We start from the raw sequence: 24588 nt of genomic DNA, 5'->3' as shown, positions 1-24588 counted from the left end.
TCCTTGATCGCGCGCCACGAGCGGCGCCTTCCAAACTATAACCAAAACTTATATTATCACCGGCTTCGCCGCGCACTATAGCTTTATCGACAGATGCAGCGAGCCGCCATGCGCTATTCCTTCCTCAGCCTTCTTCGTAACGGCTTGTCCGGCCAATCCGGCTGGAAGCCGGCCTGGCGCGATGCCAGCCCGAAGCCTTCCTATGACGTGATCATCGTCGGTGGCGGCGGGCATGGGCTGGCCACGGCCTATTACCTCGCCAGCCAGCACGGCATCCGCAATGTGGCGGTGATCGAGAAGGGCTATATCGGCTCCGGCAATGCCGGGCGGAACACCACCATCATCCGCTCCAACTACCTGCTGCCGGGCAACGAGCCGTTCTACGAGTTCTCGATGAAGCTCTGGGAAGGGCTGGAGCAGGAGCTGAACTACAACGCGATGGTGAGCCAGCGCGGCATCCTCAACCTGTACCATTCCGACGCCCAGCGCGACGCCTATGCGCGGCGCGGCAACGCGATGCGGCTGAACGGGGCGGATTCGGAACTGCTGGACACCGAGGGCGTGCGGGCCATGTACCCGTTCCTCGATTTCGCCAATGCCCGCTTCCCGATCCGCGGCGGCCTGCTCCAGCGCCGCGCCGGCACCGCGCGCCACGACGCCGTGGTGTGGGGCTATGCGCGCGGCGCCGACCGGCTCGGTGTCGATATCATCCAGAACTGCGAGGTCACCGGCCTGATCCGCGAGGGCGACGCGGTGACGGGGGTGCAGACCACGCGCGGCGAAATCCGCGCCGGCAAGGTCGGGCTCGCGGTCGCCGGCTCCTCCTCCAGGCTCGCGGCCATGGCCGGCATGCGCCTGCCGATCGAAAGCCATGTGCTGCAGGCCTTCGTCTCCGAAGGGCTGAAGCCGCTGATCGACGGCGTGATCACCTTCGGCGCCGGGCATTTCTACATCAGCCAGTCCGACAAGGGCGGCCTGGTCTTCGGCGGCGACATTGACGGCTACAATTCCTACGCCCAGCGCGGCAACCTCCCCGTGGTGGAAGATGTGTGCGAGGGCGGCATGGCCCTGATGCCGCGCATCGGCCGGCTGCGCCTACTGCGCATGTGGGGCGGCATCATGGACATGTCGATGGACGGCTCGCCGATCATCGATCACGCGCCGCTGCCCGGCCTCTATCTTAATGCCGGCTGGTGCTATGGCGGCTTCAAGGCGACGCCGGCCTCGGGCTGGTGCTTCGCCCATCTGCTGGCGAAGGACGAGCCGCACGCCACCGGCACCGCCTTCCGTCTCGACCGCTTCCGCACCGGACATCTGATCGACGAAAAGGGAGTCGGCGCGCAGCCGAACCTGCACTGATGCGTATTCCCTGCCCCTATTGCGGCGCGCGCGACGCCCATGAATTCGCCTATCTCGGCGACGCCACCGTCACCCGCCCGGATCCGGCGGCGGCGGACGCGGCCGATGCGTTCCACGATTACGTCTATCTGCGCGACAACCCGGCCGGGGCGCACCGGGAGCTTTGGTATCACGCCAATGGCTGCCGGCGCTGGGTGACCGTAACCCGCAACACCCGCACCCACGCCATTTCGGCGGCCGTCTTCACGAGGAGCGGATCATGAGCCGCCTCCCCTCCGGCGGCCTGATCGACCGCGCCCGCCCGCTGTCCTTCCGCTTCGACGGCAAGGGCTATCAAGGCTATGAGGGTGACACCCTCGCCTCCGCTTTGCTGGCCAACGACGTCCGCCTTGTCGGCCGCTCGTTCAAATATCACCGCCCGCGCGGCATCTTCTCGGCCGGACCGGAAGAGCCGAATGCACTGGTGGAACTGCGCGAAGGCGCGCGGCGCGAGCCGAACACCCGCGCCACGGTGGTCGAACTGTTCGACGGGCTAAGCGCGTCCAGCCAAAACCGCTGGCCCTCGCTCGCCCTCGACGCGCTGAGCGTCAACGGGCTGCTCTCGCCCTTCCTCGGCGCCGGCTTCTACTACAAGACCTTCATGTGGCCCGCCCATTTCTGGGAGAAGCTCTATGAGCCGGTGATCCGCCGCGCCGCCGGCCTCGGCCGCGCTGCGCCGGAGGAAGACCCGGACCATTACGAGAAGGCCAACGCTTTCTGCGACGTGCTGGTGATCGGCGCCGGCCCGGCCGGGCTGATGGCGGCGCTCGCCGCCGGGCGCGCCGGGGCACGCGTGATCCTCGCGGAGGAGGATTTCCGCGTCGGCGGGCGGCTGAATGCCGAGCCGGGCGAGATCGACGGCGCGGCGGCGGGCGAGTTCGTCGCCGCGACCCTTGCCGAGCTGTGCAGCCTCGACAATGTGCGGATCATGACCCGCACCACCGTGTTCGGTGTCTATGACAGCGGCGTCTATGGCGCGGTGGAGCGGGTGAGCGACCACCTCGCCACCCCCGCCCCGTTCCAGCCCCGGCAGGTGCTGTGGCGCATTCAGGCGACGCGCGCCGTGCTGTGCGCCGGCGCCACCGAGCGGCCGATCGTGTTCGGCGGCAATGACCGGCCGGGCGTGATGCTGGCCGGCGCCGCCGCGACCTATGTGCACCGCTACGCCGCGCTTCCCGGTAAACGCCTTGCGCTGTTCGCCAATAATGACGCCGCCTGGCGCGACGCGCTCGCCATGAAGGATGCCGGCGCCAATGTCGAGGCGATCATCGACATCCGCCCCGACATCGCCGCCCCGCTCGCCCGCGAGGCCGATCGGCAGGGCGTGCGTGCAATTCTGAGCGGACAGGTCGTCGCCACCCATAGCGGCCTGCTGCCGGGCGCCACGCTCTCCGGCCTCACCGTCGACGCGAACGGGCGCACCGAGCGCCTCGCCGCCGATACGCTGGCCGTCTCCGGCGGCTGGTCGCCCAATGTGCACCTGACCTGCCACCATGGCGGCAAGCCGACATGGCGCGCGGACATCGCCGCCTTCGTGCCCGGCTCCACCCCGCCCGGCCTCACGGTCGCCGGCGCGGCCAAGGGCAGCTTCGCCCTCGCCGACATATTGCGCGAAGGGGCGGCGGAAGGCGCGACGGCCGCCGCCGATCTCGGCTTTGCCACCACCATCCTCGCGCTGCCGCCGGTGGCGGATGAGCGTTACGCCATCACCCCGTTCTGGCACGTCGCCGGCTCGAAAGGCCCGGCCTTCGTCGACCAGCAGAACGACGTGACCGCCAAGGATATCGGCATCGCGCACAAGGAGGGGTTCCGCTCGGTGGAACACCTCAAGCGCTACACCACGCTGGGCATGGCGACCGATCAGGGCCGCACCTCCAACGTCACCGGCCTCGCCATCATGGCGGAGCTGACGGGGGCGGGCATCGGCGAGACCGGCACCACCATCTTCCGCCCGCCTTATACGCCGGTCGCGCTCGGCGCCTTTGCCGGCCATCATCGCGGGCAGGATTTCCGCCCCACCCGCCTTACCCCGACCCATGACTGGGCGGCGTCGCTCGGCGCGGTGTTCATCGAGACCGGGCCGTGGCTGCGCGCGCAATATTTCCCGCGCGACGGGGAAACCGACTGGCTGGAGACGGTCAACCGCGAGGTGAAGGCGGTGCGCGCCTCGGTCGGCCTGATCGACGTCTCGACCTTCGGCAAGATCGACCTTCAGGGCCCCGATGCCGGCGCCTTCCTCGACCGCGTGTACATCAACACCTTCTCGACCCTGGCCGTCGGCAAGGCGCGCTACGGCGTGATGCTGCGCGAGGACGGCATTGTGATGGATGACGGCACCACCGCCCGGCTCGGCGAGAGCCATTATGTGATGACCACCACCACGGCCAATGCCGGCAAGGTGTTCCAGCATCTGGAATTCTGCCTTCAGGTGCTGTGGCCCGAGCTGGATGTGACGCTGACCTCGGTCTCCGAGCAATGGGCGCAGATCGCGCTCGCCGGTCCGCGCTCGCGCGAGGTGCTGGCGCGCATCGTCGACGCCGGCACCGACGTGTCCAATGACGGTCTGCCCTTCATGGGCGCGATCTCCGGCTCGGTGATGGGCGGCGTGCCGGCACGGCTGTTCCGCCTGTCCTTCTCCGGCGAACTCGGCTTCGAGATCGCGGTTCCGGCCCGCCATGGCGAGGCGCTGGCCAGGGCGCTGATGGCGGCCGGCGACGCGTTCGGCATTACGCCCTACGGCATCGAGGCGCTCGGCGTGCTGCGCATCGAGAAGGGCCATGTCTCCGGCAACGAGCTGACGGGCCAGACTACCGCCGCCGATCTTGGGCTCGGTCGCATGGCTTCGACCAAGAAGGACCATATCGGCCGCGTCATGGCCGCCCGGCCCGGCATCGCCGATCCCGAGCGTCCCCGTCTTGTCGGTTTCCGGCCGGTCGACAGTACGCAAAGGCTGCGCGCGGGCGCGCATTTCCTCGCTCCTGGCAAGGCGGCTAGCGTCGAGAATGACGAGGGCTACATGACCTCGGTGGCCTATTCGCCGCATCTGGGCCACTGGATCGGGCTCGGCCTGCTGAAGGACGGGCCGGAGCGCATCGGCTACCGCGTGCGCGCCTACGACCCGGTGCGCGGCAATGATTTCGAGGTGGAAGTCTGCGAGCCGGGCTTCATCGATCCCAAGGGGGAGAGGCTCCGTGGCTGACCGGTCTCATCACGATCCGCTGGCCGGCATCCCGGTCACGCAGCTTCCGCCCGATGGCCATTACGGCGCGCAGGTGGAACCCGGCCTGCGGGCGACCCGCCTCGTCCCCGCCGCGCTGGCGAGCCTTGCCGCGCGCCGGGGCCACGAGGCCGAACTGGTGGAGGCTGCCGCGCGCACCTTTGGCGTGCGCCCGATCGACGCGCCGCGCGCCACTTCTGCCGGCGGGCTGAGCTTCATCGGCACCGCACCGGGCCGCTGGATGGTGCTCTCCGATGCCGCGAGCGACCTCGCAAGCCGGCTCGCCGCCGCGCTCGGTTCGCTCGCCGCGATCACCGAGCAGACCGACTCGGCCCTGGTGTACGAACTGTCCGGCGCGAAGGTGCGGGAGGTGCTGGCCAAGGGGCTTGCGCTCGATCTCCACCCCTCCGCGTTCGCCACCGGCAGCGCCGCCACCACCGTGTTCAGCCATATCGGCGTCACGCTGTGGCAGAGCGCGGACGCCCCGCGATACCGCCTTCTGGTCGCCCGCTCCTATGAGGCCGCGTTCCTGCGCGCGCTGATCAGCGCCGCCGCGCCCTGCGGTTTCCAGCTCGACGGACGAGGTTGACCGCAGCGCGAGGCGCGCTTCCCTCCCGCAGCTTTTCTCCCTAAAACACCGCCGCGCCACGCGCCGGCCCTGTGACGAGATTTGCCATGACCAATCCTGCCGCCGCCTCCACCGAGACCTACGTACTCACGCTCTCCTGCCCGGACCGGCCGGGCATTGTCGCCGGCGTCGCCAATTTCCTGTTCGAGCATGGCTGCAACATCCTTGAAGCGCAGCAGTTCGACGATACCGAGAGCGGGCGCTTCTTCATGCGCGTCTCGTTCGAGCGGGTGTCCGACGACTTCAGCTTCGAAGAGATCCGCACGGCCTTCTCCGCCGTGGCGCAGGGCTTCTCGCTGAACTACCGGCTGCGCCCGCGCTCGCAGAAGCGCCGCGTCATGCTGCTAGTCTCCAAGTTCGACCATTGCCTCGCCGACCTGCTGTATCGCTGGCGCATTGGCGAAATCCCGATGGATATCGTCGCCATCGCCGCGAACTACCCGCGCGAGACCTACGCCCATCTCGATTTCGACGGCATCCCGTTCCACTATCTGCCGATCACCAAGGCGACCAAGATGGAGCAGGAAGCCCAGCTCTGGGAGCTGTTCCAGTCCTCCGGCGCGGAAGTTGCGGTGCTCGCGCGCTACATGCAGGTGCTCTCGGACGGGCTGTCGGCCAAGCTGTCCGGCCGCTGCATCAACATCCACCACTCGTTCCTGCCCGGCTTCAAGGGCGCCAAGCCTTATCACCAGGCCTTCGAGCGCGGCGTGAAGCTGATCGGCGCCACCGCGCATTACGTGACCTCGGACCTCGACGAAGGCCCGATCATCGAGCAGGACGTCGAGCGCATCACCCATCAGGATTCCGCCGAAGCGCTGGTGCGCAAGGGCCGCGACATCGAGCGCCGCGTGCTCGCCCGGGCGCTGGCCTGGCATCTCGACGACCGCGTGCTGACCAACGGGCACAAGACCGTGGTGTTCCGCGACTGAACTTTTTGCCCCACTGGAGAGCTGTCCCATGGTCGAGACCCGCATCATCGACGGCAAGGGCTTTGCCGAGAAGCTGCGCGCGCGCCTTGCCGGCGAGGTAGCCGCCTTCCACCAGGAAACCGGCGTGACGCCGGGCCTCGCGGTGGTTCTCGTGGGTGAGGATCCCGCCAGCGCGGTCTATGTCCGCAACAAGGGCAAGCAGACCGTGGAGGCCGGCATGGCCTCGATCGAGCACAAGCTGCCGGCCACCACGGCCCAGGCCGAACTGCTGGCGCTGATCGCGAGCCTCAATGCCGATCCGGGCGTGCACGGCATTCTGGTCCAGTTGCCCCTGCCCGGCCATCTCGACGCGCAGGATGTGCTCGCCGCCATCGACCCGGCCAAGGATGTCGACGGCTTCCATGTGGTGAATGCCGGCCGGCTCGCGGTCGGGCTCGACGCGCTGGTGCCCTGCACGCCGCTCGGCTGCGTGATGCTGCTGAAGGACCAGCTCGGCTCGCTCGCCGGTCTGCGCGCCGTGGTGGTGGGCCGCTCCAACATCGTCGGCAAGCCGCTCGCCCAGCTGCTGCTGCGCGAGGACTGCACCGTCACCATCGCCCATTCCCGCACCAAGGACCTCGCCGAGGAATGCCGGCGCGCCGATATCCTGATCGGCGCCGTGGGGCGGCCGGAGATGATCCGCGGCGACTGGATCAAGCCCGGCGCGACGGTGATCGATGTCGGCATCAATCGCGTGGAGAAGGCGGGCGGCGGCACGAAGCTGGTCGGCGACGTGGCGTTTGACGAGGCGCAGGGCATCGCCGGCGCCATTACTCCCGTGCCCGGCGGCGTCGGCCCGATGACCATCGCCTGCCTGCTCGCCAACACGCTGACGGCGGCACGGCGGCAGGTGGGGGTGTGAGGGGGGAGGGTTCGTTGAAGCTAGGTGCGACGCGCGCTATATTGAGCGCATGAGCACCGCACGCGACACTCACCCTGTAAAAAAGGCCACTCGTGACGACGAGCAGCGCCGGATTCAGAATGCGCGGATTCAGGCGGCACTCGATGCTGGCGGGTTGGACGTACGAGTTGACGCCAGCGGCGAGGTCGACCCCGAGGCCTTTGCTGACGCCGTGATGAAGCGTTGGCCGCGCGTCATGGCGAAGCTCGGCGAGTGAGCGAGCCGCGTTGGATTTCGTCTGATTTTGTCATTCGTTTGAATCGCCGACTTGTAGAACATTCCGGCGAGCCCTTTCTCTTAAGGGACGGCGGGTTGTTGGAATCCGCGCTCACAGTGCCTCAGAACCGATGGCACTACGAACGCGCCAAGGACATCGGTGAGCTTGGGCTGGCACTTGCAGTGGCCATCGCCCGTAACCATCCGTTTGCCCAGGGCAACAAGCGGACGGCATGGGCGGCCATGCTCACCTTCTTTCACATCAACGGGTTCGCCTTGAGAGCGAAAGACGACTACCATCTGGCGGAACTGTTTATTGCAGTCATCACAGGCACGCTGGAGCCAGAAATACTGCTGTCTTCCATGTTCATCTCGCCCGCGCCATAAGCCCCCTCACACCCTCGACATCCTGTTCCACGCATCCAGCCCGGCGATCTTGTAGGCTTCGGCGAGCGTGGGATAGTTGAACGTGTTCTCGATGAAATAGTCGATCGTGCCTTTGAGGTTCAGCACCGCCTGGCCGATATGGATCAGCTCGGTCGCCCCCTCCCCCACGATGTGCACGCCCAGCAGCCGGCGGGTGCGCACCGAGAAGATCATCTTCATCATCCCGTTATTGAGCCCCATGATGTGGCCGCGCGAGGTCTCGCGGAACCGCGCAATGCCGCATTCATAGGGAATCTCGCGCCGGCGCACCTCTTCCTCGCTCATGCCGACCGTCGACATTTCCGGTACCGAATAGATGCCATAGGGGAAGAATTCCGGCGGCGGTGGCGGCTCCAGCCCGAAGGCGTGGCAGGCGGCGAGGCGGCCCTGCTCCATCGAGGTCGAGGCGAGGCTGGGAAAGCCGATCACGTCGCCCGCCGCATAGATGTGCGGCACCACCGTCTGCAGCGTCTTCGGGTCCACCGCAATGCGGCCGCGATGGTCCACCGTCAGCCCGGCGGCCTCCAGGTTGAGCCGTGCGGTCGCCCCGACCCGGCCGGCGGCGAATAGCAGCATGTCGGCGACCACGGTGCGCCCGTCGGCGAGCTTCACGACGGGCCGCTCGTCGGGGCCGAGCGTGATGGTCGACACCGCCGCGCCGAGGCGCAGCGCGACGTTGCGGTCGCGCAGTTCATGGACGAATTCCTCGATCAGCTCCTTGTCGATGAAGTCGAGGAAGGAGGAACGTGGCTCGATCAGCGTCACCGCGACATCGAGCGCGCTGAAGATGGTCGCATATTCGACGCCGATCACCCCCGCCCCGATCACCGCGAGGCTGCGCGGCAGGCGCGGCAGCTCGACGATCTCGTCGCTGTCGAACACGGTGGCGCCGTTGAACGGCACATAATCCGGGCGGAACGGGTTGGTGCCGCACGCGATCAATATGTGCGCGCCTTTCACCACCTGCGTCTCGCCCTCCTCGCCCGTGACCTCGATCTCGTGCGGGGAGAGGAAACGGGCCTCGCCGCGCAGGCTTTTGACGGCGTTGCGGCTGAACTGGTGCTCCAGAACCTCCACCTCGTGGTCCAGCGTCTTGTGCAGCCGGGCGAGGATGTCTCCGGCGGAGATGTCTTGCTTCACGCGGTAGGAACGGCCGTAGAAGCCGCGCTCGCGCCAGCCCGAGAGGTTGAGCACGGTCTCGCGCATGGTCTTGGAGGGGATGGTGCCGGTATGGACCGAGACGCCGCCGACACGCCGCCCCTTTTCGATCACCAGCACCGATTTGCCGATCTTGGCGGACTGCACCGCCGCGCGGCGGCCGGAAGGGCCGCTGCCGATAACGATCATGTCGAAGTCATGCATGGGCAATCGTACCGCTCAACCGAAGGCGCCGGACGTGCGCCGCGCGGCCTCGACGATGCATGATGAATGCCAAGCCGACATGACGGCGCGGGGCTCCCGCATACCCGGCGGGCGCTTTTCCGCGCTTCCGGGACAGTTCGGACTTGGCTTTTTGTGGTTATGGAGTTCCCATCTGCGGGAATGATCATTCAGAAGCATGGGGGAATCGGTAAGGTGGCAGAGTTGAAGGGCCGGAAGGCCGATGCGCCGGTCGAGGATCTGAGCACGGGGTCGGGCGCGCCGGCCACCAGCGAACGCACGCTCGAACAGGCGCTCGGCCTTCAGGTGCGGGCAATCCGCCGCGATCTGGACCTCACCGTCTCGGACCTCGCCAATGCCGCGGCCATCTCGGTCGGCATGCTCTCCAAGATCGAGAACGGGCTGATCTCGCCTTCGCTCGCCACGCTGCAATCGATCTCCAGCGCGCTCAACGTCCCGCTGTCCATGCTATTCACCAGCTTCGAGGAGAAGCGCGACTGTTCCTATGTGCCGGCCGGACAGGGCGTGCATATCGAGCGGCGGGGCACCAAGGTCGGGCATCAGTACGAATTGCTTGGCCATGCGCTCGGTGGCGAGGTAGCGGTGGAGCCCTACCTCATCACGCTTTCCGAGGAGGCGGTGCCCTATACCGGCTTCCGCCATGCCGGCGTGGAGTTCATCCACATGGTGAGCGGCGAGGTGGTCTACCGCCACGGCGACCGCACCTATCACCTGAAGCCCGGCGATTCGCTGCTGTTCGACAGCGCCGCCAATCATGGGCCGGAGGAACTGCTGGTGCGGCCGATGAGCTATCTGTCGATCATCATCTACCCGCGCGAGCCGGGATGAGGCACGCCCGGCAGTGGACGATTTCCTAAGAAGAAAAATTTATTCCCCTGCATTGACGCTGCCGTCCACCGCTCCTACAACAGGGCTACGCGATCACTTCACGCATTTCTTGCCCCGGGAGTCCTGCCGATGTGCGGCATTGTCGGCCTGTTTCTGAAAGACCCGAAGCTGGAGCCGCAGCTCGGCGCCCTGCTGTCGGGCATGCTGGACGTCATGTGCGACCGCGGACCGGATTCCGCCGGCTTCGCGGTCTACGGCGCCGGCAACCACGGTTTCGTCAAGCTCACCCTTCGCGGCCCTGACGGTACCGATTTCGCCGCGCTGGCCTCGCAGCTTGGCCACGCCATCGTCCCGCGCGGCACCCATGCCGTGCTCAGCGTGCCCGCCGCCGAGGAGGGTCTGGTGCGCGCGGCCCTCGCCGGGCTCGCCCCGGAGGTCCGCGTGGTCGGCACCGGCGCGCGCATGGAGCTCTACAAGGAAGTCGGCCTGCCGATCGAGGTTGCCCGCCGCTTCAAGCTGGAGAGCATGAGCGGCACCCACGCCATCGGCCACACCCGCATGGCGACGGAGAGCGCGGTGACCACCGACGGCGCCCACCCGTTCTCCACCGGCCCGGACCAGTGCCTCGTCCATAACGGCTCGCTGTCCAACCATGCCGGCGTGCGCCGCCGCCTCGCCCGCGAGGGCGTGAACGTCGACACCGAGAACGACAGCGAGGTCGCGGCCGCCTACCTCACCTATCGCATGCGCTCCGGCGACACGCTGGGCGAGGCGCTGGAGCATTCGCTCGACGACCTCGACGGCTTCTACACCTTCGTGGTCGGCACCGAGAGCGGCTTCGGCGTGCTGCGCGACCCGATCGCCTGCAAGCCCGCCGTCATGGCGGAAACCGACGCCTACGTCGCCTTCGGCTCGGAATATCGCGCGCTCGCCGGCCTGCCCGGCATCGAGACCGCGCGGGTGTTCGAACCCGAGCCGGCCAAGGTCTATTTCTGGGATCGCGCAGCATGAACCTCTCCCTGCGAAGCTCGTCCGTGCTGGACGGCACCACCCATGTCGACCTCGCCACCTCGACGGTGCGCGAGCTGAACGGCGCGCTGCACGCGCTCAAGCCCGACACCAATGAGACGCTGTGGAAGATCGCCAATCCGCGCGGGCTCCACGCCATCGCCGCCGGCCTCGACGTGCCGGCGAGCATCGAGATCGACGGCCCGGTCGGCTATTATTGCGGCGGCATGAACAAGCAGGCCCGCATCACCATCGAGGGCAATGCCGGCGTCGGCGTCGCCGAGAACATGATGAGCGGCCTTGTCCATGTGAAGGGCGACGCCAGCCAGGCGGCCGGCGCGACCGGCAATGGCGGCCTGCTGATCATCGACGGCAACGCCTCCGCGCGCTGCGGCATCTCGATGAAGGGCATCGACATCGTGGTGAAGGGCTCGGTCGGCCACCTCTCGGCCTTCATGGGCCAGGCCGGCACGCTCACCGTGCTCGGCGATGCGGGCGAAGCGCTGGGCGACAGCCTCTATGAGGCCAAGCTGTTCGTGCGCGGCACGGTCGCGGGCCTCGGCGCCGACTGCATCGAGAAGGAGATGCGCGAGGAGCACAAGACGCTTCTGGCCTCGAAGCTGGAGGCCGCCGGCATACTCGGCGAGGTCGATATCTCCGAGTTCCGCCGCTACGGCTCGGCCCGCACGCTCTACCATTTCCACGTCGACAACGTGTCGAGCTACTGAGGGATCGCGCGATGAACGACATGACCAATACGCCGCGCACCACGCCCCGCGCGTCCGCCACCTTCGACGAGTACACGCTTTCGGAAATCCGCCGCGCCGCCGCCACCGGCATCTATGACATCCGCGGCGCCGGGGCGAAGCGCAAGGTTCCCCATTTCGACGACCTGCTGTTTCTCGGCGCCTCGATCTCGCGCTACCCGCTGGAGGGCTACCGCGAGAAGTGCTCCACCGAGGTCCTGCTCGGCACCCGCTTCGCCAAGAAGCCGATTGCGCTGAAGATCCCGATCACCATCGCCGGCATGAGCTTCGGCTCGCTCTCGGCCAATGCCAAGGAAGCGCTGGGGCGCGGAGCGTCCGCCATGGGCACCTCGACCACCACCGGCGACGGCGGCATGACCAATGAAGAGCGCGGGCACTCCACCCAGCTCGTCTATCAGTATCTGCCCTCGCGCTACGGCATGAACCCGGACGACCTCAAGCGCTGCGACGCCATCGAGGTCGTGGTCGGCCAGGGCGCCAAGCCCGGCGGCGGCGGCATGCTGCTCGGCCAGAAGATCACCGAGCGCGTCGCCAAGATGCGCACGCTTCCCGTCGGCATCGACCAGCGCTCGGCCTGCCGCCACCCGGACTGGACCGGGCCGGACGACCTCGAAATCAAGATCGAGGAACTGCGCGAGATCACCGATTGGGAAAAGCCGATCTATGTGAAGGTCGGCGCCGCCCGTCCCTATTACGACACCGCGCTGGCGGTGAAGTCCGGCGCCGACGTCGTTGTCGTCGACGGCATGCAGGGCGGCACGGCGGCGACGCAGGAAGTCTTCATCGAGAATGTCGGCATCCCGACGCTGGCCGCCGTGCGGCAGGCGGTGAAGGCGCTGCAGGACCTCGGCATGCACCGCAAGGTTCAGCTCATCGTCTCCGGCGGCATCCGCAACGGCGCGGACGTCGCCAAGGCGCTGGCGCTCGGCGCGGATGCGGTCGCGATCGGCACCGCCGCGCTGGTGGCGCTGGGCGACAATGACCCCCATTATGCCGCCGAATACGAGGCGCTCGGCACCAAGGCCGGCGCTTATGACGACTGGCACGAGGGTCGCGACCCCGCCGGCATCACCACGCAGGACCCGGCGCTGATGGCGCGCCTCGATCCGGTCGCCGCCGGCCGCCGGCTCGCCAACTACCTCGCCGTGCTGACGCTGGAGTGCCAGACCATCGCCCGCGCCTGCGGCAAGAGCCATGTGCACAATCTGGAGCCGGAAGACCTGGTGGCGCTGACCATCGAGGCCGCCGCCATGGCCAATGTCCCGCTCGCCGGCACCGACTGGATTCCCGGCCGCGGCGGTAATTTCTGATCGCCATCCTCCCGCACGCGCCTCATGCGCGGGGCGGGAGGATGGCACACATCCGATACCGGGCCTGTGACGCTTTGATCACCGGCCGGAGGCGGTAGCGCGATGTGGCCACGTCGCCAGCGGCGGCCGGGATGTCGACCTTTGACACGGCGTCGCCGGCACGTCCGGCGCGCCGCTTGCATTCATGAACGAGCCCAAAAGGGCCGGGGAACAGCACGAAAGCGGATTGCATCGCATGGCCCACGATCTTGCCTATGCCGCGCGCGAGCTCGGCATCAATTATTTCCTCATTTCCTATGTCGACCTGTTCGGCGGCCTGCGCGCCAAGCTGGTGCCCGCCGGCGCGATCAGCGGCATGCAGAAGGCCGGCGCCGGTTTTGCCGGCTTCGCCACCTGGCTCGACATGTCGCCGGCCGACCCGGACCTGTTCGCGGTGCCCGACGCCGAGAGCCTGATCCAGCTGCCCTGGAAGCCGGAAGTGGGCTGGCTCGCCTCCGATCTGGTGATGAACAACGAGCTGGTCGCGCAGGCCCCGCGCAACGTGCTCAAGAACACGCTGCTCGGCGCGGACAGCCTCGGCTACGAGATGAAGACCGGCGTCGAGTGCGAGTTCTTCCTCACCACGCCGGACGGCCGGAAGATCTCCGACGCCGCCGACGATGCCACCAAGCCCTGCTACGACCAGTCCGCCCTGATGCGCCGCTATGACGTCATCAAGGAAATCTGCGACAGCATGATCATGCTGGGCTGGGGCCCCTACCAGAACGACCATGAGGACGCCAACGGCCAGTTCGAGATGAACTGGAACTTCGCCGACGCCCTCACCACCGCCGACCGGCATGTGTTCTTCAAGTTCATGGCGCGCTCCATCGCCGAGAAGCACGGCCTGCGCGCCACCTTCATGCCCAAGCCGTTCATCGATCTCACCGGCTCGGGCTGCCACATGCACACCTCGCTGTGGAACGGCGACACGAACCTCTTCGAGGACGAGGACGGCGAGCTCGGCGTCTCCGACCTGTGCTACAACTTCATCGGCGGCCTGATCCATTCGGCCGACGCGCTGTGCGCCTTCACCAACCCGACGGTGAATTCCTACAAGCGCATCAACGCCCCGCGCACGGTCTCCGGCGCCACCTGGGCGCCCAACACCGTCACCTATACCGGCAATAACCGCACCCACATGATCCGCATCCCCGATGCGGGCCGCCTGGAGCTGCGCCTGCCGGACGGCGCCGCCAACCCCTATCTCGCGCCCGCCGCCGTGCTCGCCGCCGGCCTCGACGGCATCCAGAACCAGCGCGATCCGGGCAAGCGGCTCGACATCAACATGTATACCGAAGGCCACAAGGTGCGCGGCGCCAAGAAGCTGCCGCTGAACCTGCTCGACGCGCTGCGCGCGCTCGGCAAGTCGACCGTGCTGCGCTCCGCCCTCGGCAGCCCGGTGGTGGACGGCTTCCTGAAGCTGAAGCAGGAGGAATGGGACGCCTATTCCCGCCACCTGACCCAGTGGGAACGCGACAACACGCTGGATATCTGACGGAGCGTCGGGCCTACCCTGCTTCTGCGTTGCTGCGTCATGCCCGGGCTTGTCCCGGGCATTCACGTTTTCAGGCGACGGCGGCGGCTTTCCCTCTCCCCTCGGAGGCGGGAAAAGCCACCCTCACTCCTGAATAGTGAACGGCACCACCCCTCTGCGGTCGGGGTCGAGCACGATGGCGCGGTCGAGCGGGGGGAAGGCGCGCTCCGGGCAGGAGGTGCGCGGGCAGATGCGGCAATTGACGCCGAGCGGTGCGACGCTGGCGCTGCGCAGGTCCAGCCCGTCGGCATAGACCAACTCGCCGGCATAGGAAATCTCGCAGCCAATGCCGAGCGCGAAGCGGCGCTCGCGCTGGCCGTGGCGCTGCGGCGGCTTCACGCTGCCGCGCGCGAGGCACAGATAGCGCACCCCGTCCGGCATCTCGCCGATCTGCACCAGCGCCTTGGACGGCTGCTCGAACGCCTCGTGCACGTTCCACACCGGGCAGGCCCCGCCATAGCGCGCGAACTGGAAGCGCGTGGCGCTGTGGCGCTTGATGACGTTGCCGGCGCGGTCGACCTTCAGGAAATAGAACGGCACGCCCTTCTCGCCCGGCCGCTGCAAGGTCGAGAGGCGATGGCACACCTGTTCGAGGCTCGCCCCGGTGATGACCGACAAAAGGTCGAGGTCGTGCCGCTTCTCGCGCGCGAGGCGTGCAAAGCGGCGATAGGGCAGGATCAGCGCGCCGGCATAGTAGTTCTGCAGCGATAGACGGCACACTTCCCGCGCGGTCACCGAGCGGAAACCGGCGTCGAACACATGGCGGTCGATCAGTTCGCTCTGCTCGAAGCGGGCCAGCAGCGCGGCGAGACGGAAGGTCTGGCTGGCGCGGTCCAGCGCCTTGGAGAGCGTGGCGACGCGGCGCTGCCGGTCATAGCGCAGCAGCGGTGCCTCCGGGTCGCCCGCCGGCGCGATCTCCACCCCGATATCGTGCCGCTCGCGCAGGTGCCGCACCAGCAGGCCGAGCGCATCGTCGCGCCCGAACAGGTCGAGCGCCGCGCTCATCTCCTCGGCGGCGCGGTCGAGCCCGTCGACATAATTGTCGATGTAGTGGAAATGGTCGCGCACCTCCTCATAGGGCGCGAGGCTGCGCGCCTCGCCATCGCCCTCGGTCGCGCTGGAGGCCACCGCGTCGTCCAGCGCCGCGCGGCGCTCCACCAGCCGGCGCATGCCGCCGTGCAGCCGCAGGAAGGCGTGGGCGAAGGCGGGGGCATGGGTGGTGGCGTTCTTCAGGTCCTGAAGGCTCGGCTCCATGCCGCGAAACATCGGGTCCGCCAGCGCCTCGCGCAGATCGGCGACAATGCGGTCGAGATCGTCGGCGCCGAAGCGGGTGATGTCGAGGTCGAACACCCGGCCGATCGCCAGCAGCACGGCGGCGGTAACCGGACGCTGGTTGCTCTCGATCTGGTTGATATAGCTCGGCGACAGCGAGAGCCGGCGGGCGAAGTCGACCTGCGTCAGTCCCAGCTTCTCGCGCAGATTGCGCACCGCGTGGCCGGCGAAGACTTTCTTGGACATGCTGACGCTCCACAACCCGCGGCAAGTGCCTTAACTTTTCCTCTCCCCGCCGGAGAGGGAGAAGCGACGCGCCCGCCATCGCACAGCACTCGTCCACTTTGTGAAATTTTTACAATTTCACGATCCGCATTTTCACAGCTTATCTTTTGTCCGGCAAGGGCCTAGAACTGCATCAACATGATCGGCGCGTCTCCCGCGCCGCCCTCTCGCGCATCGGTGCCCGCCATGAAGCACATACTCGACGAGCTCGAACAGCGCCGCGCCGGCGCCCGCCTAGGCGGCGGTGAGAAGCGCATCGCCGCCCAGCACAAGCGCGGCAAGCTCACCGCCCGCGAGCGCATCGAACTGATGCTCGACACCGGCTCCTTCGAGGAGTTCGACACCTTCGTGCAGCACCGCTGCGCCGATTTCGGCATGGACAAGGCCGAGAAGATTCCCGGCGACGGCGTGGTCACCGGCTGGGGCACGGTGAATGGCCGCCGCGTCTTCGTCTTCGCCAAGGACTTCACCGTGTTCGGCGGCTCGCTCTCGGAAGCCCATGCCGCCAAGATCACCAAGATCCAGGACCTCGCGCTGAAGACCCGCGCCCCGATCATCGGCCTGTTCGATGCCGGCGGCGCGCGCATCCAGGAAGGCGTCGCCGCGCTCGGCGGCTATGGCGAGGTGTTCAAGCGCAACGTGCTGGCCTCCGGCGTCATCCCGCAGATTTCCGTCATCATGGGCCCGTGCGCCGGCGGCGACGTCTACTCGCCGGCCATGACCGACTTCATCTTCATGGTGCGCGATACCTCCTACATGTTCGTCACCGGCCCGGACGTGGTGAAGACCGTCACCAACGAGACCGTCACCGCCGAGGAGCTGGGCGGCGCCAAGGTGCACACCACCAAGTCGTCGGTGGCGGACGGCGCGTTCGACAATGATGTCGAATGCCTGCTGCAGATGCGCCGGCTCATCGACTTCCTGCCCGCCAATAACGCCGACGGCGCGCCGGAATGGCCGAGCTTCGACGATGGCGAGCGCATCGACGCCTCGCTCGACACGCTGGTGCCCGACAATCCGAACAAGCCCTACGACATGAAGGAGCTGATCGCGAAGATCGTCGACGAGGGCGATTTCTTCGAGATCCAGCAGGGCTTTGCCGGCAACATCATCACCGCCTTCGGCCGGGTGCAGGGCAAGACCGTCGGCTTCGTCGCCAACCAGCCCATGGTGCTGGCCGGGGTGCTGGATTCAGATGCCTCGCGCAAGGCCGCGCGGTTCGTAAGGTTCTGCGACGCTTTTGAGATCCCGATCGTGACGCTGGTCGACGTCCCCGGCTTCCTCCCCGGCACCGCGCAGGAATATGGCGGGTTGATCAAGCACGGCGCCAAGCTGCTGTTCGCCTATAGCCAGGCCACCGTGCCGCTGGTCACCGTCATCACCCGCAAGGCCTTCGGCGGCGCCTATGACGTCATGGCCTCCAAGCATGTCGGCGGCGACGTGAATTACGCATGGCCGACCGCGCAAATCGCGGTGATGGGCGCCAAGGGCGCAGTGGAGATCATCTTCCGCGCCGATATCGACGATCCCGAAAAGATCGCGGCGCGGACCAAGGAATATGAGCAGCGCTTCCTCTCGCCCTTCGTCGCGGCGGAGCGCGGCTATATCGACGAGGTGATCACGCCGCGCTCGACCCGCAAACGCATCGCCCGCGCCCTCGCCATGCTGGCCTCCAAGAAGGTCGAGGCCCCGGCGAAGAAGCACGACAACCTGCCGCTGTGAAGGTTCGCACCATGTTCAAGAAAATCCTCATCGCGAACCGTGGCGAGATCGCCTGCCGGGTTATCAAGACCGCCCGCAAGATGGGCATCAAGACCGTGGCGGTGTATTCCGACGCCGACAAGGACGCGCTCCATGTCGAGATGGCGGACGAGGCGGTGCATATCGGCCCCGCCCCCGCCGCGCAGTCCTATCTGATCGCCGAGAAGATCATCGAGGCGTGCCGGCAGACCGGCGCCGAGGCGGTGCATCCCGGCTATGGCTTCCTCTCCGAGCGCGCGAGCTTCTCCCAAGCGCTGAAGGACGCCGGAATCGTGTTCATCGGCCCCAATCCGGGGGCGATCGAGGCGATGGGCGACAAGATCGAATCCAAGAAGGCGGCGGCGGCAGCGCAGGTCTCGACCGTGCCAGGCTATCTGGGCGTGATCGAGGACGCCGAGCACGCGGCCAAGATCGCCGACGAGATCGGCTATCCGGTGATGATCAAGGCCTCGGCCGGCGGCGGCGGCAAGGGCATGCGCATCGCCCATTCGCGCGCCGAGGTGCAGGACGGCTTCGACCGCGCCCGCTCGGAAGCGCGTTCCTCCTTCGGCGACGACCGCGTGTTCGTCGAGAAGTTCATCGTCGACCCGCGCCACATCGAGATCCAGGTACTGGGCGACAAGCACGGCAACGTCATCTATCTCGGCGAGCGCGAATGCTCGATCCAGCGCCGCAACCAGAAGGTGGTCGAGGAAGCCCCCTCCCCGCTGCTGGACGAGGCCACCCGCCGGAAGATGGGCGAGCAGGCGGTCGCGCTGGCCAAAGCGGTGAACTATGACAGCGCCGGCACGGTGGAATTCGTCGCCGGGCAGGACAAGTCGTTCTATTTCCTCGAAATGAATACCCGGCTGCAGGTCGAGCACCCGGTGACCGAACTCATCACCGGCATCGACCTCGTGGAGCAGATGATCCGCGTCGCGGCCGGCGAGCCTCTCGCCCTCCGACAGGAAGACGTGAAGCTGAACGGCTGGGCGGTGGAGAGCCGCGTCTATGCCGAGGACCCCTACCGCTCCTTCCTGCCCTCCATCGGCCGGCTGACGCGCTATCGCCCGCCTGCCGAGCGGGTGAAGGACGGTATCACCGTGCGCAACGACACCGGCGTCTATGAGGGCGGGGAAATCTCGCTCTATTACGACCCGATGATCGCCAAGCTGGTGACGCACGCCCCGACGCGCGCGGAAGCCATCGAGGCGCAGGCGGATGCGCTCGACGCGTTCTCGATCGACGGTATCCAGCACAACATCCCGTTCCTCGCCTCGCTGATGGCGCATCCGCGCTGGCAGGAGGCCCGGCTCTCCACCGGCTTCATCGCCGAGGAATATCCGGACGGCTTCCACGGCACCGCGCCCACCCCGGCGCTGGCCCGCCGGCTGGCCGCCGTGGCGGCGGTGATCGACAATGTGGGCAATGCGAGGAAGCGCCGGATTTCCGGCCAGATGCTGGGCCGCACCGTGACCTTCGAGCACCAGCGCGTGGTGAAGATCGGCGGGACGGAACTGCCCTGCGAGGTCGACCGCGCGGCGGGTGGCTTCATCGTCACCTTCCTCGATGAGGCCGGCAAGGCGCTCTCCACCCACGAGCTGCGTTCGGGCTGGCAGCCCGGCGAGCCGGTGTGGAACGGCACGTTCGACGACGACGCCATAGCCGTGCAGGTCCGCCCGCGGCTCAACGGCGTGGCCCTCGCCCATCGCGGCGTGGCGGTGGACGCCATCGTCTACACGGTGCGCGAGGCCGCGCTCGCCGCGCTGATGCCGGAGAAAGTGCAGGCCGGCGCCGGCAAGAACCTGCTGTGCCCCATGCCCGGCCTCGTGGTCTCGATCGCGGTGGCCGAGGGGCAGGAAGTCAAGGCCGGCGAGACGCTGGCGGTGGTCGAGGCGATGAAGATGGAAAACGTGCTGCGCGCCGAGCGCGACGCCACCGTCAAGAAGATCCTCGCCAAGGCCGGCGACAGTCTCGCCGTCGACGCCGTGATCCTCGAATTCGCCTGAGAGAGCCCATGGACAACGCCGCGCTCGACCTCGACCTCGCCGATCTCGACCGCTTCCCGCTGCCGGGGCGCGAGGACTGGCTGAAGCTGGTCGACGGCGTGCTCAAGGGCAGCGCTTATGACAAGCGCATGGTCACGCGCACGCCGGAGGGGCTCGCCTTCGACGCGCTGGCGCCGCGCCGCAAGGATGCCTCCCCGATTGCCGGGCGGGCGGCGGGCGCGCCGTGGAAGATCGCTGCGCGCATCGACCTTCCCGACGCGGCGGCCGCCAATGCGCAACTGCTGGAGGATCTCGACGGCGGCGCGGATGCGCTCTCGCTGGTGTTCGCCTCCTCTCCCGCCGCCCACGGCTTCGGCCTGCCGGCGGACATCGCCGCGATCACGCGCGCGGTCGACAAGGTGCTGCCGGAGTTGATCACGCTCCGGGTCGAGGCCGGCCGCTTCCAGGCCCGCGACATCGCGCTGGCGCTGGTGCGGCTCTATGAGGGCAAGGACCCCGCCGGGCTCGATATCCGCTTCGGGCTCGACCCGATCGGCGACTTCGCCGCGCTGGGCACGTCGCCGCTGGATTGGGACGGCCTGTCGGTCCGCCTCGGCCAGACCGTCTCGACCCTGCGCGGGCGCGGCTTCGCGGCCCCCATGGTGCGGGCGGACGGGCGGGTGCATCACGCCGCCGGCGCCGGCGACGCGCAGGAACTCGCCGCCACGCTCGCCACCGCGCTCGCCTATCTGCGCGCGCTGGAAGCCACCGGCCTCTCGATCGAGGATGCCGCCGCGCTCACCGAGGTGACGCTGACCGCCGATGTCGACCAGTTCGCCACCCAGGCCAAGCCGCGCGCCTTCCGCCTGCTCTGGGCCTCGGTTCTGCAATCCTGTGGTGTCAGCGCGCCCGCGCCGGTCGCGATCCACATGGAAACCGCCTGGCGCAGCCTGACGCGGCACGACCCGCATGTGAACCTGCTGCGCGGCACCGTCGCCGCCTTCGCCGCTGGCGTTGGCGGGGCGGACAGCCTCACCGTGCTGCCGTTCACGCAGGCCATCGGCCTGCCCGACGGCTTCGCCCGGCGCCTCGCCCGCAACACCCAGCTCATCCTGATCGAGGAAGCCAATCTCCACCGCGTCGCCGATGCCAGCGCGGGTGCCGGCGCCATCGAGGAGCGCACCGATAAGCTGGCAGAGGCGGCCTGGGAACTGTTCCGCGCGATCGAAAGCCAGGGCGGCATGGTCGAGGCGTTGCTCTCCGGCGACTGGCAGCGGCGTATCGGCGTGGTGAGCGCCGCGCGCAAGAAGGACATCGCCACCCGCAAACTGCCGATCACCGGCACCTCGGAATTCCCGCTGCTGGGCGAAGCCCCGGCGCCGGTGTTGGCGCCGATTCCGCCGGCGGCACCCGCGCCCGCCGAGGGTGCGCTGACCACCCAGCCGCTTGCGCCTTATCGCCTCGCCGAGCCGTTCGAAGCGCTGCGGGCGGCGGCGCAGGCCGGCGGCGCGACGGTGTTTGTCGCGCAGCTCGGCACGCCCGCGGACTTCACCGCACGCGCCGGCTTCGCACGCGCCGCCTTCGAGGCCGGCGGCGTGGCCACTCTGGCAGCAACCGGCACTCCCGCCGAGCTGGCCGAAGCGTTCCGCGCGTCAGGCGCGCGCCTCGCCTGTCTGTGCTCGTCGGACGAGGCCTATGCCGCTCAGGCGCCGGCTGCCGCGCGCGCGCTACGCGAGGCCGGGGCCGAGACGGTCTGCCTCGCCGGCCGGGCGGGCGAGCATGAAGAGGAATGGCAGACGGCCGGCATCGCGCTGTATCTTCAAGCGGGCATGGACCTTCCGGCCTTCCTCGCACAGGTTCTGGACCGCCTCGGAATCGGGAGACGGGAACCATGAGAGCCGCCAACGATTTCCCTTGGGTACGGCAACCTGCCGTTGACCCAGGATCATGCCATGAAAACGCTATGCCACGCCTTGGGCGTCGCAGCGATGGGGGCACTGCTGCTGGCGCCGCCTGTATCGGCGCAGAACTCCGCCCCCACCGGGCTGCACGACGGAATCTGGAAGGTCTCGACCGAGCCGGCGACTGGTCCGTGCTCGAAGAGGTTGGAATTCTCGCTGGCAGTAGAGGAAGGCCGCATCAGCTATTCCGGGTTGATGCCGGTCGATGCCAGCGGCTCGGTCGATGCCGTCGGCGTGATCACCATCAGGGTGGTGCGCGGCGACGAGACGGTCGCGGCCAAGGGGCTGGTGCGCGGGGATACCGCCTCGGGCGACTGGGTGTCGCCGGTCAAGAACTGCACGGGCTCGTGGGTGGCGCGGAGGGCGTGACCCTCCCGGCTCACGGCGCTGGAGGGGGTGTCCGATGAGCCGCATTCCGAACTTCGCCGCGACCGGCTGGAAGCCTCCCCGCACGGCCGCGCCGCCGGCCACTGCACCATGGCTGACGCCTGAGGGCATCGAGGTGAAGGGCATCTATGGCCCCGCCGACATCGCGGGTCTCGGCTTCGTCGACAGCTACCCGGGAATCGCGCCCTTCCTGCGCGGCCCCTACCCGACCATGTATGCCACCCAGCCCTGGACCATCCGGCAATATGCCGGCTTCTCCACGGCCGAGGATTCTAACGCCTTCTACCGACGCAATCTCGCCGCCGGGCAGAAGGGCCTGTCGGTGGCCTTCGATCTCGCCACCCATCGCGGCTATGACAGCGACCATCCGCGCGTGGCCGGCGATGTCGGCATGGCCGGAGTGGCGATCGATTCCATCTACGACATGCGCACGCTGTTCTCCGGCATTCCGCTGGACCAGATGAGCGTGTCCATGACCATGAACGGCGCGGTGCTGCCGATCCTCGCGCTTTATGTCGTGGCGGCGGAAGAACAGGGCGTGAGCCCCGAAAAGCTCTCCGGGACTATCCAGAACGACATCCTCAAGGAGTTCATGGTCCGCAATACCTACATCTACCCGCCCGGCCCCTCGATGCGGATCATCTCCGACATCTTCGCCTTCACGTCGAAGAACATGCCGCGCTTCAACTCGATCTCGATTTCCGGCTACCACATGCAGGAAGCCGGGGCGACGCAGGACCTTGAACTCGCCTACACGCTGGCCGACGGCGTGGACTATGTCCGCGCCGGCGCCCGCGCGGGGCTGCCGATCGACAGCTTCGCGCCGCGTCTCAGCTTTTTCTGGGCGATTGGCATGAATTTCTTCATGGAAGTCGCCAAGCTGCGGGCCGCCCGGCTGATCTGGGCGAAGCTGATGACCGATCTGGGCGCGACCAACCCCAAGTCGCTGCCGCTGCGCACCCATTCCCAGACCTCGGGCTGGAGCCTGACCGCGCAGGACGTGTTCAACAACGTCATGCGCACCATGGTCGAGGCGATGGCGGCGACGCAGGGCCACACCCAGTCGCTGCACACCAACGCGCTCGACGAGGCGCTGGCGCTGCCGACCGACTTCTCCGCCCGCATCGCCCGCAACACGCAGATCCTGCTGCAGCAGGAAAGCGGCACCAACCGCGCGATCGATCCGTGGGGCGGCTCGTTCTATGTCGAGAAGCTGACCGCCGACCTCGCCGCCAAGGCGCTCGGCCATATCCGCGAAGTCGAGGAACTCGGCGGCATGGCGAAGGCGATCGAGGCCGGCATCCCCAAGCTGCGCATCGAGGAAGCCGCCGCCACCACCCAGGCCCGCATCGATGCCGGCGCGCAGATCGTGGTCGGCGTGAACAAATACAAGCCGGAGCGCGAGCAACTCATCGACGTGCTCAAGGTCGACAATTCGGCGGTGCGCGCCGCCCAGCTCGACAAGCTCAATCGTCTGAAGGCCGAGCGCGACCCGACGGCGGTTGATGCGACGCTCAAGGCGCTGGAGAATGGCGCGCGCGGCGACGGCAACCTGCTGGCGCTCGCTATCGACGCCGCCCGCGCCAAGGCGACGGTGGGCGAGATTTCCGATGCGCTGGAGCGCGCCTTCGGCCGGCACCGGGCGGAAATCCGCGCGGTGTCCGGCATTTATCGGCGGGAGGCGGGAGCCATGAGCGACAAGGTGGAGCGCGTGCGCGCGCGCGTCGCCGCATTCGAGACCGAGGAAGGCCGGCGCCCACGCATCCTCGTCGCCAAGGTCGGGCAGGACGGGCATGATCGCGGGCAGAAGGTGATCGCTTCGGCCTTCGCCGATCTCGGCTTCGACGTCGATATCGGCCCGCTCTTCGCCACCCCGCAGGAAGCTGCCCGGCAGGCGGTGGAGAACGACGTCCACGTCATCGGCATCTCTTCACTCGCCGCCGGCCACCTGACGCTGGTGCCGGAAGTGAAAGCCGCGCTGGCGGCGGAGGGGCGGCCGGACATCTTGATCGTGGTGGGCGGCGTGGTGCCGCCGCAGGATTATGACGCGGTGCATGCGGCCGGCGCCGAGGCGATCTACCCGCCCGGCACGGTGATCGCCGACGCGGCGGAAGAACTGGTTGAAAAAATAGGCAAACGCCTCGGCCACGCGCGCGCGGCGGCGGAGTAGGCCGCAAGGTCGCCGGATGCCGCGAACCTCGACGCGCCATTAGCCGAACTCATTTCATTCCGTCGCCGCAGACGGCGCAGCCCTTCCAAAGGTCTGCGCCGTTTTCATTATTTCCTGTAGGCGGACCGGACGATCCGCGCA

Annotated in this window: 20 protein-coding genes; 18 read left to right on the top strand and 2 right to left on the bottom strand. The window is 67.8% G+C overall.

Features of this window, described 5'->3' with window-relative positions; all coding sequences use genetic code 11:
* Positions 1-108 precede the first annotated feature (108 nt).
* The 8 genes from VRZ77_RS13910 to VRZ77_RS13875 all read left to right on the top strand — a co-directional run bounded on the left by VRZ77_RS13910 (position 109) and on the right by VRZ77_RS13875 (position 7715).
* Positions 109-1359 (top strand): sarcosine oxidase subunit beta family protein, encoded by a 1251-nt coding sequence (locus VRZ77_RS13910; protein WP_414593241.1) that lies wholly within the window; start codon positions 109-111, stop codon positions 1357-1359.
* A complete protein-coding gene (locus tag VRZ77_RS13905) occupies positions 1359-1622 on the top strand; it encodes a sarcosine oxidase subunit delta (protein WP_414593240.1) in 264 nt (87 codons plus the stop codon). Before VRZ77_RS13910 ends, VRZ77_RS13905 begins: the two co-directional genes overlap by 1 nt.
* The gene (locus VRZ77_RS13900; RefSeq protein WP_414593239.1) at positions 1619-4597 is read left to right on the top strand and encodes a sarcosine oxidase subunit alpha family protein; all 2979 of its coding nucleotides are present in this window, start codon (positions 1619-1621) and stop codon (positions 4595-4597) included. The genes VRZ77_RS13905 and VRZ77_RS13900 overlap by 4 nt, the downstream gene beginning before the upstream one ends.
* Positions 4590-5204, top strand: coding sequence for a sarcosine oxidase subunit gamma (locus tag VRZ77_RS13895; RefSeq protein ID WP_414593238.1), 615 nt, complete (start codon positions 4590-4592; stop codon positions 5202-5204). Before VRZ77_RS13900 ends, VRZ77_RS13895 begins: the two co-directional genes overlap by 8 nt.
* Positions 5205-5290: 86 nt before the next feature.
* A complete protein-coding gene (gene purU / locus VRZ77_RS13890) occupies positions 5291-6172 on the top strand; it encodes a formyltetrahydrofolate deformylase (protein WP_414593237.1) in 882 nt (293 codons plus the stop codon).
* 28 nt (positions 6173-6200) lie between these two features.
* Positions 6201-7073 (top strand): bifunctional methylenetetrahydrofolate dehydrogenase/methenyltetrahydrofolate cyclohydrolase FolD, encoded by an 873-nt coding sequence (gene folD / locus VRZ77_RS13885; protein WP_414593236.1) that lies wholly within the window; start codon positions 6201-6203, stop codon positions 7071-7073.
* Between the two features lie 49 nt (positions 7074-7122).
* On the top strand, positions 7123-7329 hold the full coding sequence (locus VRZ77_RS13880) for a hypothetical protein (RefSeq protein ID WP_414593235.1): 207 nt from the start codon (positions 7123-7125) through the stop codon (positions 7327-7329).
* Positions 7326-7715, top strand: a complete 390-nt coding sequence (locus VRZ77_RS13875; protein WP_414593234.1) for a type II toxin-antitoxin system death-on-curing family toxin — start codon at positions 7326-7328, stop codon at positions 7713-7715. The genes VRZ77_RS13880 and VRZ77_RS13875 overlap by 4 nt, the downstream gene beginning before the upstream one ends.
* A 6-nt stretch (positions 7716-7721) precedes the next feature.
* On the opposite strand, the gene sthA is transcribed toward VRZ77_RS13875, so the two are convergent.
* The gene (sthA, locus tag VRZ77_RS13870; protein ID WP_414593233.1) at positions 7722-9116 is read right to left on the bottom strand and encodes a Si-specific NAD(P)(+) transhydrogenase; all 1395 of its coding nucleotides are present in this window, start codon (positions 9114-9116) and stop codon (positions 7722-7724) included.
* A gap of 180 nt (positions 9117-9296) precedes the next feature.
* Between sthA and VRZ77_RS13865 the strand changes: the two genes are divergently transcribed.
* The 5 genes from VRZ77_RS13865 to glnT all read left to right on the top strand — a co-directional run bounded on the left by VRZ77_RS13865 (position 9297) and on the right by glnT (position 14605).
* Positions 9297-9983, top strand: a complete 687-nt coding sequence (locus VRZ77_RS13865; RefSeq protein ID WP_414593232.1) for a helix-turn-helix domain-containing protein — start codon at positions 9297-9299, stop codon at positions 9981-9983.
* A gap of 129 nt (positions 9984-10112) precedes the next feature.
* Positions 10113-10994 carry a class II glutamine amidotransferase gene (locus tag VRZ77_RS13860; RefSeq protein ID WP_414593231.1) on the top strand — a complete coding sequence of 294 codons (882 nt, stop codon included), beginning with the start codon at positions 10113-10115 and terminating at the stop codon, positions 10992-10994.
* Positions 10991-11719 carry a protein glxC gene (locus tag VRZ77_RS13855; protein ID WP_414593230.1) on the top strand — a complete coding sequence of 243 codons (729 nt, stop codon included), beginning with the start codon at positions 10991-10993 and terminating at the stop codon, positions 11717-11719. Before VRZ77_RS13860 ends, VRZ77_RS13855 begins: the two co-directional genes overlap by 4 nt.
* 11 nt (positions 11720-11730) lie before the next feature.
* Positions 11731-13068, top strand: coding sequence for an FMN-binding glutamate synthase family protein (locus VRZ77_RS13850; protein WP_414593229.1), 1338 nt, complete (start codon positions 11731-11733; stop codon positions 13066-13068).
* A gap of 235 nt (positions 13069-13303) precedes the next feature.
* Positions 13304-14605 carry a type III glutamate--ammonia ligase gene (glnT, locus tag VRZ77_RS13845; RefSeq protein ID WP_414593228.1) on the top strand — a complete coding sequence of 434 codons (1302 nt, stop codon included), beginning with the start codon at positions 13304-13306 and terminating at the stop codon, positions 14603-14605.
* 123 nt (positions 14606-14728) lie between these two features.
* On the opposite strand, the gene VRZ77_RS13840 is transcribed toward glnT, so the two are convergent.
* A complete protein-coding gene (locus VRZ77_RS13840; RefSeq protein WP_414593227.1) occupies positions 14729-16162 on the bottom strand; it encodes a helix-turn-helix domain-containing protein in 1434 nt (477 codons plus the stop codon).
* Between the two features lie 225 nt (positions 16163-16387).
* Between VRZ77_RS13840 and VRZ77_RS13835 the strand changes: the two genes are divergently transcribed.
* From VRZ77_RS13835 to scpA, 5 genes are read left to right on the top strand one after another with little or no spacing between them, the layout of a single operon-like run.
* Entirely contained in the window at positions 16388-17923 is a 1536-nt protein-coding gene (locus VRZ77_RS13835; protein ID WP_414593226.1) for an acyl-CoA carboxylase subunit beta, read from the top strand.
* Between the two features lie 11 nt (positions 17924-17934).
* Positions 17935-19950, top strand: a complete 2016-nt coding sequence (locus tag VRZ77_RS13830; RefSeq protein WP_414593225.1) for an acetyl-CoA carboxylase biotin carboxylase subunit — start codon at positions 17935-17937, stop codon at positions 19948-19950.
* A gap of 8 nt (positions 19951-19958) precedes the next feature.
* Positions 19959-21824 (top strand): methylmalonyl-CoA mutase family protein, encoded by a 1866-nt coding sequence (locus VRZ77_RS13825; RefSeq protein WP_414593224.1) that lies wholly within the window; start codon positions 19959-19961, stop codon positions 21822-21824.
* Between the two features lie 57 nt (positions 21825-21881).
* Positions 21882-22259, top strand: a complete 378-nt coding sequence (locus VRZ77_RS13820) for a hypothetical protein (protein ID WP_414593223.1) — start codon at positions 21882-21884, stop codon at positions 22257-22259.
* Between the two features lie 34 nt (positions 22260-22293).
* Positions 22294-24447 carry a methylmalonyl-CoA mutase gene (gene scpA / locus VRZ77_RS13815; RefSeq protein WP_414593222.1) on the top strand — a complete coding sequence of 718 codons (2154 nt, stop codon included), beginning with the start codon at positions 22294-22296 and terminating at the stop codon, positions 24445-24447.
* Positions 24448-24588 lie beyond the last annotated feature (141 nt).

The sequence above is a fragment of the Ancylobacter sp. G4_0304 genome (assembly GCF_047501495.1).
Taxonomy (GTDB): Bacteria; Pseudomonadota; Alphaproteobacteria; order Rhizobiales; family Xanthobacteraceae; genus Ancylobacter.
Note: the sequence above shows the minus strand (reverse complement) of the source record. Positions and strands in the feature narration are given on the sequence as shown.

What these genes read in the sequence shown, in the direction of transcription:
- VRZ77_RS13910 (WP_414593241.1), top strand. Translation starts at nt 109, where the DNA reads ATGCGCTATTCCTTCCTCAGCCTTCTTCGTAACGGCTTGTCCGGCCAA.
- VRZ77_RS13905 (WP_414593240.1), top strand. Translation starts at nt 1,359, where the DNA reads ATGCGTATTCCCTGCCCCTATTGCGGCGCGCGCGACGCCCATGAATTC.
- VRZ77_RS13900 (WP_414593239.1), top strand. Translation starts at nt 1,619, where the DNA reads ATGAGCCGCCTCCCCTCCGGCGGCCTGATCGACCGCGCCCGCCCGCTG.
- purU (WP_414593237.1), top strand. Translation starts at nt 5,291, where the DNA reads ATGACCAATCCTGCCGCCGCCTCCACCGAGACCTACGTACTCACGCTC.
- folD (WP_414593236.1), top strand. Translation starts at nt 6,201, where the DNA reads ATGGTCGAGACCCGCATCATCGACGGCAAGGGCTTTGCCGAGAAGCTG.
- VRZ77_RS13880 (WP_414593235.1), top strand. Translation starts at nt 7,123, where the DNA reads ATGAGCACCGCACGCGACACTCACCCTGTAAAAAAGGCCACTCGTGAC.
- sthA (WP_414593233.1), bottom strand. Translation starts at nt 9,116, where the DNA reads ATGCATGACTTCGACATGATCGTTATCGGCAGCGGCCCTTCCGGCCGC.
- VRZ77_RS13865 (WP_414593232.1), top strand. Translation starts at nt 9,297, where the DNA reads ATGATCATTCAGAAGCATGGGGGAATCGGTAAGGTGGCAGAGTTGAAG.
- VRZ77_RS13860 (WP_414593231.1), top strand. Translation starts at nt 10,113, where the DNA reads ATGTGCGGCATTGTCGGCCTGTTTCTGAAAGACCCGAAGCTGGAGCCG.
- VRZ77_RS13855 (WP_414593230.1), top strand. Translation starts at nt 10,991, where the DNA reads ATGAACCTCTCCCTGCGAAGCTCGTCCGTGCTGGACGGCACCACCCAT.
- VRZ77_RS13850 (WP_414593229.1), top strand. Translation starts at nt 11,731, where the DNA reads ATGAACGACATGACCAATACGCCGCGCACCACGCCCCGCGCGTCCGCC.
- glnT (WP_414593228.1), top strand. Translation starts at nt 13,304, where the DNA reads ATGGCCCACGATCTTGCCTATGCCGCGCGCGAGCTCGGCATCAATTAT.
- VRZ77_RS13840 (WP_414593227.1), bottom strand. Translation starts at nt 16,162, where the DNA reads ATGTCCAAGAAAGTCTTCGCCGGCCACGCGGTGCGCAATCTGCGCGAG.
- VRZ77_RS13835 (WP_414593226.1), top strand. Translation starts at nt 16,388, where the DNA reads ATGAAGCACATACTCGACGAGCTCGAACAGCGCCGCGCCGGCGCCCGC.
- VRZ77_RS13830 (WP_414593225.1), top strand. Translation starts at nt 17,935, where the DNA reads ATGTTCAAGAAAATCCTCATCGCGAACCGTGGCGAGATCGCCTGCCGG.
- VRZ77_RS13825 (WP_414593224.1), top strand. Translation starts at nt 19,959, where the DNA reads ATGGACAACGCCGCGCTCGACCTCGACCTCGCCGATCTCGACCGCTTC.
- VRZ77_RS13820 (WP_414593223.1), top strand. Translation starts at nt 21,882, where the DNA reads ATGAAAACGCTATGCCACGCCTTGGGCGTCGCAGCGATGGGGGCACTG.
- scpA (WP_414593222.1), top strand. Translation starts at nt 22,294, where the DNA reads ATGAGCCGCATTCCGAACTTCGCCGCGACCGGCTGGAAGCCTCCCCGC.